This window comes from Haladaptatus sp. (assembly GCF_049589095.1).
Lineage (GTDB): Archaea > Halobacteriota > Halobacteria > Halobacteriales > Haladaptataceae > Haladaptatus.
This window is the reverse complement of record NZ_JBAWAC010000542.1, coordinates 1-7,372: the sequence shown is the minus strand read 5'-3', so window position 1 is coordinate 7,372 and position 7,372 is coordinate 1. Positions and strand designations below refer to the sequence as shown.

The 7,372-nt window shown below is 62.3% G+C and carries 8 protein-coding genes; 2 read left to right on the top strand and 6 right to left on the bottom strand.

The features are described 5' to 3' along the window. A partial coding sequence (locus WBV42_RS17150; RefSeq protein ID WP_423987100.1) for a M20/M25/M40 family metallo-hydrolase occupies positions 1 to 612 on the top strand: 612 nt, incomplete at its 5' end. A gap of 79 nt (positions 613 to 691) precedes the next feature. Then, on the top strand, positions 692 to 934 hold the full coding sequence (locus tag WBV42_RS17145) for a hypothetical protein (protein WP_423987099.1): 243 nt from the start codon (positions 692 to 694) through the stop codon (positions 932 to 934). Here WBV42_RS17145 and WBV42_RS17140 read toward each other — a convergent pair whose 3' ends face one another. The 6 genes from WBV42_RS17140 to WBV42_RS17115 form a co-directional block, all read right to left on the bottom strand. Further along, the gene (locus tag WBV42_RS17140; protein ID WP_423987098.1) at positions 935 to 1,399 is read right to left on the bottom strand and encodes a hypothetical protein; all 465 of its coding nucleotides are present in this window, start codon (positions 1,397 to 1,399) and stop codon (positions 935 to 937) included. Between the two features lie 90 nt (positions 1,400 to 1,489). Then, entirely contained in the window at positions 1,490 to 2,584 is a 1,095-nt protein-coding gene (locus WBV42_RS17135; RefSeq protein ID WP_066148066.1) for an ABC transporter ATP-binding protein, read from the bottom strand. After that, on the bottom strand, positions 2,577 to 3,611 hold the full coding sequence (locus tag WBV42_RS17130) for an ABC transporter ATP-binding protein (protein WP_423987097.1): 1,035 nt from the start codon (positions 3,609 to 3,611) through the stop codon (positions 2,577 to 2,579). The genes WBV42_RS17135 and WBV42_RS17130 overlap by 8 nt, the downstream gene beginning before the upstream one ends. Positions 3,612 to 3,718: 107 nt before the next feature. Continuing rightward, positions 3,719 to 4,702 carry an ABC transporter permease gene (locus WBV42_RS17125; RefSeq protein WP_253234404.1) on the bottom strand — a complete coding sequence of 328 codons (984 nt, stop codon included), beginning with the start codon at positions 4,700 to 4,702 and terminating at the stop codon, positions 3,719 to 3,721. Beyond that, positions 4,695 to 5,672: an ABC transporter permease gene (locus tag WBV42_RS17120; protein ID WP_423987096.1), complete on the bottom strand. Its 978-nt coding sequence runs from the start codon at positions 5,670 to 5,672 to the stop codon at positions 4,695 to 4,697. The genes WBV42_RS17125 and WBV42_RS17120 overlap by 8 nt, the downstream gene beginning before the upstream one ends. A gap of 33 nt (positions 5,673 to 5,705) precedes the next feature. Continuing rightward, the coding region (locus WBV42_RS17115; RefSeq protein ID WP_423987095.1) for an ABC transporter substrate-binding protein at positions 5,706 to 7,372 on the bottom strand (1,667 nt) is incomplete at its 5' end.

Below are 7,372 nucleotides of genomic sequence, written 5' to 3'. Positions count from 1 at the left end.
TCGTGGAACGGCGGCGTCTCCCGCCTCGTAAACGACCGCGTCGCCGGGCGGGCACTGGACGACAGGATAGCGCTCGCCATCCTGCTCGCCCTCGCCCGCGAGGCGGACGTGGACGCGACGGTTCACTACGTCGCCACGGTGCAGGAGGAAGTCGGCCTCCGCGGCGCGAGAACGGCGGGCTACAACCTCGACCCGGACGTCGGCATCGCGCTCGAAATCTTCCCGGTTGACGACTACCCCGCCGGGCGAACGGACGGCGCGGAGGCGACGCTGGACGGCGGTCCAGTCGTCGAGTTCGGGGACGGGTCCTCCGAGTACTTCTTCGGCGGCGTCATCGTGGACCGCCAGACGAGAACGTGGCTCTGCGAGGCGGCGGACGCGGTCGACGTGGACGTGCAAAACGACGTGATGCTGACCGGCACGACCGACGCGACCGAACTCCAACAGGTCCGCGGCGGCCGCCACGCCGGCGCAATCGCGGTTCCCTGCCGCTACACCCACTCCCCGGTCGAAACCATCTCCATGCAGGACGCGGACGAAACGGCGGACGTTCTGTTGTCCGCGCTGGAGCGGGAGTTCCCGACTCGGGACGAGATTCGCCGTCCGCGGTAGCTCCCTTCGCCGTTCGTCGTTCCCAGTTCTTCGCTCGGTTCCCGTAACGTTCACGTCCCTCCCATCCGACGGAGGGAGTATGCGCCGTTTCCGAGGGCCACAGCGCGGGTGGGCGAAGATAACCCTCGGTATCTCGATACTCTTCGCGGTCGTCGTCTTCGTGTTCCTCTGGATTCAAGGGTCTCCCGTACAGGGTGCAGCGGTAGGAATCGTCGTCATCGGGGCCGGAATCTGGGAGTGGCGACGGAAACGAACCGACCAGATTCGCGCCGAGCGGTTCGAAGCCGAGGCGGAGGAAAACCGGCGAAAGCGCCGCCAGTAGTTATTCCATCCCGTCGCGGTTCGTCACGCGTGCGAGCCGAGCGAGCAGTTCGCCGTCGAACTCCGTCGAGTCGTCCGTCGGCCCCTCCATTTCGGCTGACCTCCCTTCCGTGCCGTTCTTCCCTCGACGCGCTCGGATCCGATTCCACAGTACACGCACGCCGCGGTCGAGGATTCGCCCGAGGAACAACCCGATTTCGCGGCCGAGAAACGCTCCCAGTCGCGCGCCGTATCCCGCGTTCGACCGGTCGGTCGAGCGCCGGTTCCGCCGCTCGTCCCGTTCCGAACTCCCATCCCCTGATTCGGCAGTCGAGGAATCCAGTTCTATCGGTTCCAGCCCGACCCTCGCCTCCTCGATGTCGGCTGACACCCCGGAGAGTTCGACCGTCAACCCGCCGAAACGAAACTGGCGCTCGTGTCGTCCGTCGTTCGATTCCGATTTCTCCCGTTCCCCATCCTCGGACATGCTGAATCACGTCGGTTCCCCGACCGTTCAGCCCACGACGGCCGCCGTACTGTACGCTTCGGCCGGGACAGTGTGGAAAAGAGACCTGAATCAGTCGGCGGACGACTCCACCGGTTCGGCAGCGTCCTCGCGCTCGTCCTCTATCCCCGCGTACGGGTCGAAGCCCTCCGCGCTCTCGTAGAGGTGGCACGCGACTTCACGTTCGTCCTCGACGTCGGATTTCCGTTCGAGCGGTGGTTGCACCGCATCGCAAACGCCGCCGATGTACTTCTCACAACGGTTCTTGAACCGGCAACCGGACGGGACGTTGATGGCGTCGCCGACCTCTCCCTGCAGTTCGACGCGCTCTCTGCCTGCCGTGGGGTCGGGAACCGGGACGGCGTCGATGAGCGCCCGCGTGTAGGGGTGTTTTGGGTTCGTGATTATCTCCTCGGTGGGACCCTGCTCGACGATTTTCCCCATGTACATGATGGCGAGTCGGTCGCACATGTGGCGCAGGAGCGAGAGGTCGTGGCTGATGTACACCACGGAGAGACCGAACTCGTCGGTCATGCGCTCCAGCAGGGAGAGCACGCCCGCCCGCAGGCTCACGTCAAGCATCGACACCGGTTCGTCCGCGACGATGAACTCCGGGTCGATGACCAACGCCCGAGCGATGGCGAGACGTTGCCGTTGCCCGCCGGACAGTTCGTGCGGGTAGCGGTCGAAGAACGATTCGGCGGGTTCCAGTTCCGCGAATTCGAGTGCCCGACGGACCCGCGCGCGCTGGTTCGGGATATCGTGAATCCGGAGCGGTTCGACCACCGTGTCGTACACCGTCATGCGCGGATTCAGGCTCTCGAACGGGTCCTGAAAGATCATCTGGGCGTTCTGCCGGAAGTTCGTGAGGTCCGACCCACTCTTGTCCGCGATGTCCTCGCCGTCGTAGTAGATACTGCCGCCCGTCGGTTCGTACAGCTTCGTCAGGCACATCCCGGTCGTGGTCTTGCCACAGCCGGATTCGCCCGCGATGCCGAACGTCTCGCCCTCGCGGAGGTCGAAATCGATGCCGTCGATGGCGTGCACCGCATCGCCCTCTTCGCCGCGGATGGAGTTCAGTAGGTCCGTCACGAGACCGCTCCCGACCGGGAATTCCTTTTCGAGCCCCTCGACGCGAACGAGCGTCTCCTGCTCGGTGTCAGTCATCGCCCGCCTCCATCGACGCGTCGTTCTGCCACGTCCGTGCGCTGCTGGCGACGGAACGCAGTTCCGAGTCGATGCGGTCGGTGTGGTGACAGAACGACCGTAGTTCGCCGTGTTCGACCATCGGCGGTTCCTGCTGGGTGCAGATTTCGGTCGCCAGCGGACAGCGCTCCGCGAACCGACAACCGCTCGGTGGGTTGCTCAAATCCGGCGGATGGCCGCCGATGCTCACGAGGTCCTGTTCCGACAGCCGAATGTCCGGAAACGCGCTCTTCAGTCCGAGCGTGTACGGGTGATACGGTTCGCCGAAGATGAACTCGGCGGGACCTTCCTCCGCGAGTTCGCCCGCGTACATGACGACGACGCGATCGCAGGTCTCGGCGACGACGGCCACGTCGTGCGTGATGACCATCATGGCAGTGTCGCTCTCGCGCTGAATCCCGTTGATTCGCTTGAGAATCTGGTCCTGCATTATCACGTCGAGCGCCGTCGTCGGTTCGTCCGCGAGGATGAGCGACGGTTGGAGCACGAGCGACATGGCGATCATCGCCCGCTGGCGCATCCCGCCCGAGAACTGATGCGGGTAGTCGGTCTGGCGTTCGCGGTCCAATCCGACGATGTCGAACGATTCGTCGATTATCTCCTGGGCCTCGGTCCGTCCCATCTTCGGGTAGTGGGCGTCGATGGCCTCCAGAATCTGCTCGCGGATGGTGTAGACGGGGTCGAGCGCGTTCATCGCCGACTGGGCGATGAGCGAAATCTCGTCCCAGCGGAGTTCCCGACGTCGCTTTTCAGGCATGTCGGTCAAGTCCTCGCCCTTGAACAGGATCTTCCCGCTGTTGATGTAGCCGTTCTTCGGAAGGATTCCGATGAGCGCCTTTGCGAGCGTCGATTTCCCACAGCCGGATTCGCCGACGATGCCGACGGTCTCACCGGCTTCGATCTCGAAACTGACGCCGTCGACGGCTTTAACGGGACCGTCCGCGCTGTCGTAGTAGACTTCGAGGTCTTCGACTTCGAGCAGTGCCATTCAGCGGGCCTCCGTTTCGTCCGCGTACATGAATTTTGGGTGTGTGAATCGTGCGTGCATGAACCGTTCAAGCGCGAGTCGTGCGAGCGTGAATCGTTCGAATACGTTCATCCTTCCACCTGTAGTTCCGGATTGACGATTTCTTCGTAGCCGCGGCCGATGAGGAAGCCGCTGATGACCACGAGGGCGATACAGACTCCCGGCGGCACGAACCACCACCACGTCCCTTCGGTCATGGCGCTGTAGACGCGGGCGCTCTGGAGCATCATGCCCCACGAGACGCTGTTCGGATCGCCGAGTCCCAAAAACGACACTCCGGCCTCGGTGAGGATGGCCCACGCGATGGCGAAGGCACCGTACAGGAACGCCATCGGAAGGACGTTCGGCGCGATGTGTCGCGAGATGATGCGCCAGTTGCTCGCGCCGGAGACCTTCGCCGCCTTGACGAACGAGCGTTCGCGGAGCGAGAGGACGAGCGCGCGGATGACGCGGGCGGACGTGCGCCACTGCAGGAGCACGAACGCGAGGACGATGTTCTCCAACCCCGGCCCGAGCACCGTCACGAGGACGATGACCGTCGGGAGGAGCGGTAGCCCGTAGACGAAGTCCACGAGGCGCATGAGGAGGTCGTCGACGCGGCCGCCGTAGTAGCCGCTGACCAGTCCGACGAGCGTTCCGAGACCGACCGTCATCACGGCGGCCACCAGACCGACCATGATGGCGGGGCGTGCCCCGTACACCAGTTGGCTGAAGATGTCGTACCCCTGCGCGGTCGTGCCGAGGATGTAGCCGCCCTGACCGCCGAGGAACGACGGTTTGATCCACTTGGCGAACAGCGCGTTCGTCATCAGTCGGTCCTTCGGCCCGTACGGCGCGATGTACGGCGCGAAGACGGCGACGAGCGCGAAGAACGCCAGGATACACATCGCGACGACGACCAACGGGTCGTCGGTGAGCATGTCGAACTGCTCGGTTATCGTCCGCTTCCAGAGGCGGAGATTGCGCTGCCACGCGCTGAACTGCTCCTCGCTCTCCTCGTCGATATCCGCGAATATCGACGCCTCCCGCTCTTGGTTCATCGCTTCAGTCATAGGTCACCCGTGGGTCGAGAACGCCGTACAGCAGGTCGGCGACGAAGTTCATCACGATGACCGAGAGTGCGAGGACGAGGAACGTCCCCTGTGCGACCGGGTAGTCACGTCGGAGCACGGCCCGGATCATCTCGCGTCCGATGCCCGGCCACCCGAACACCGTCTCGATGAGGACGCTGCCGCCGACCGCGTAGCCGATGGCGATGGCGGCCGCGGTCAGGACGGGAAGCAGGGCGTTTCGGGCGGCGTGGTTGAACATTATCTTGCGCTCCGTCAACCCCTTCGCACGGCAGAGGTCGATGAAGTCCTCCGAGAGCGTCTCCAGCATGCTGTTGCGCATGATGAGCAGCGGGTAACCCATGTAGTAGAACGCGAGCACGAGGACCGGTGCGACCATGTGCTTGAGGAAGTCGAGCGAGAACACCATCGCCCAGAAGTGCTTGGGTCCGGACCCGAAACTCGTCATTCCGCTCATGGGGATGACGCCCAACTTGGCGCCGAATATCCAGAGGACGAGGATACCCATCCAGAAACTGGGAACGCTCCGTCCGATGAGCGCGGTGACGACCGTCGTCTTCTCGAAACGGCTTCCACGATACCAACCGGTGAGCACTCCCAGCGAGATGCCGATGATGTACGCCACGACGAAGGCGGTCAGCATCAGGATGAGCGTGTTCGGGAGATACGTGACGAGCATGTTCACGACGCGCTCGTGCGTCTTGAACGAACGACCGAGGTTGAGCGTGGCGAGGTTCTGGATGTATCGAACGTACTGCATCCACATCGGGTCGTTCAACCCGTAACTCTGGATGAGTCGCCGTCTCACCTCCGGCGTCATCCCAGGCGAGATGATGTACGATGTCGGGTCGCCCGGCATGAGTCGAAACAGGAGGAACAGCGCGGTTGCGACTGCCCAGAGCGTTATCCCCAACTGCACCGTGCGTCTGATGAAGAAGTCTAATTTTCCCATTTATGTGAAGTGTTGTGGCTGTCGTGTCGTCGGTTACTCCGACTTCGATTTCGGGAAGTGGGCCATCCCGTCCCCATCGAAGACGTAGCCAGCGTCTTTGAGGGTCTTCTTTCCTGCTTTCACGCCGTCCGCCGGTTGGTATTTCTTCACGTCCGGGTTGCTGAACTTGCCGAAGGATTCCCCGACGAGGTTCCACCCTTCCGTCGCGAAACCGTAGAGTATCTGCTGGTTGATGGCCTTCTTCGGAATCGCGTTGACGGCGGCCTGTCGGACGGCCTTGTCGTCGAGCCCCTTCTTTCGCGTGTTCTGGCTGAAGTGCCACCATCCGTCGCCGGGGGCGGATTTCACGCCGATGTTCGATTTGTCCTGATTGTCGTTGAGCTGTTTGCCGATGCGGGTGTACGGCAGGTAGTTCAGCGTCCCTTTCTTCAGCAGCGACCAGACGGTCGAACTCTCCGGGATGATACGCCAGATACGGCGGTTGAATTTGACCGGGTGCCAGTGGGCGTCGAACTTCTTCAGGCTCAGTTCGCTCCCCTTGTCCCAGTAGTCGAACTGGAGCGGCCCGCTTCCGATCGGCTCCTTGATGGTCGCTTTGGCCGGTTTGCTCCGACTCTCCCACTTGTGCTTCGGAATGATGGGAATCTGGTTGGAGAACAGTTTGTGGACCGGGCCGACCGGGTCCTTGAACTTCACCGTCACCCACTGCCCATCGACCGAAACCGTGTCGTACATCTCCCACTGCGTGGCGTAGAGCGGGATTTCGTGTTTCTTGATGTAGTCGAGCGTGAACTTCACGTCGTCCGGGGTCAGGCTCTTCCCGTCGTGCCATTTGTGCCCCTTCCGAATCTTGTACTTCACCGTCTTGGTATCCGGACGTTCCCACTCGGTCGCCAGACTGAGTTCCGGGTCGGCTTCCAGTTTCGAGTTGATACGCACGAGTTTGTCGTACAGCATCTCGAACTGGTGGATGAGTTTCGTCTCGTTGTTGTATCCGAGGACGCTCAAGGTGCCCAGGGTCTCGGCCCACGACCCGCGCAGTTCCTTCTTGCTGTTGTTCACCTCGACGCTCGTCATCGGTTCGAAGTGGAAGTATCCGGCGATGTGATCGGTCCAGCCGCTGACTTGGTCCGAGTTGTACGCCACGATGTTCGGCATCTGGACGATGGGATGCATCGGGACGTCCTCGTTGAGGGTCTTCTGGATGTCGAACAGCATGTCGATACGCTTCTGTTCGTCCTTGATCTGAAGCTGTTTCATCAGCTTCGGGTCGAGGTCCTTGTTGGTGTAGCCGGTGAAGTTACCCTGGCCCTTCCCCGTGTTCGACGAGTGGAACTGCTCCGGCATCCGGCGACCGGGGTCGATTCCGAGACCACGCGACCACGTCGCAAAGGAGTAGTTGAACTCCTCCGTGATCTTCGTGTACAGCGTCCCCCATTCGAACACCTGCACGTTCGTGTTCAGCCCCACCTTTTTGAGTTGGTCGCCGACCAGGTTGATGGCATCGTGGCGTGCTGGGTTGTAGTTCGCGGGGTTGTTGAGGTACGAGTACGTCGGTAATTTGTCCCCCGCATTATCGGACCCGCCACCACTTCCGTCGCTTTTCGACCCGCTACAACCGGCGAGCGCAGCCATACCACCAGCACCGGCCGCGGTCGTCATTTTGAGAAAGTCTCGTCGGTTGACACCCATGTTATCAA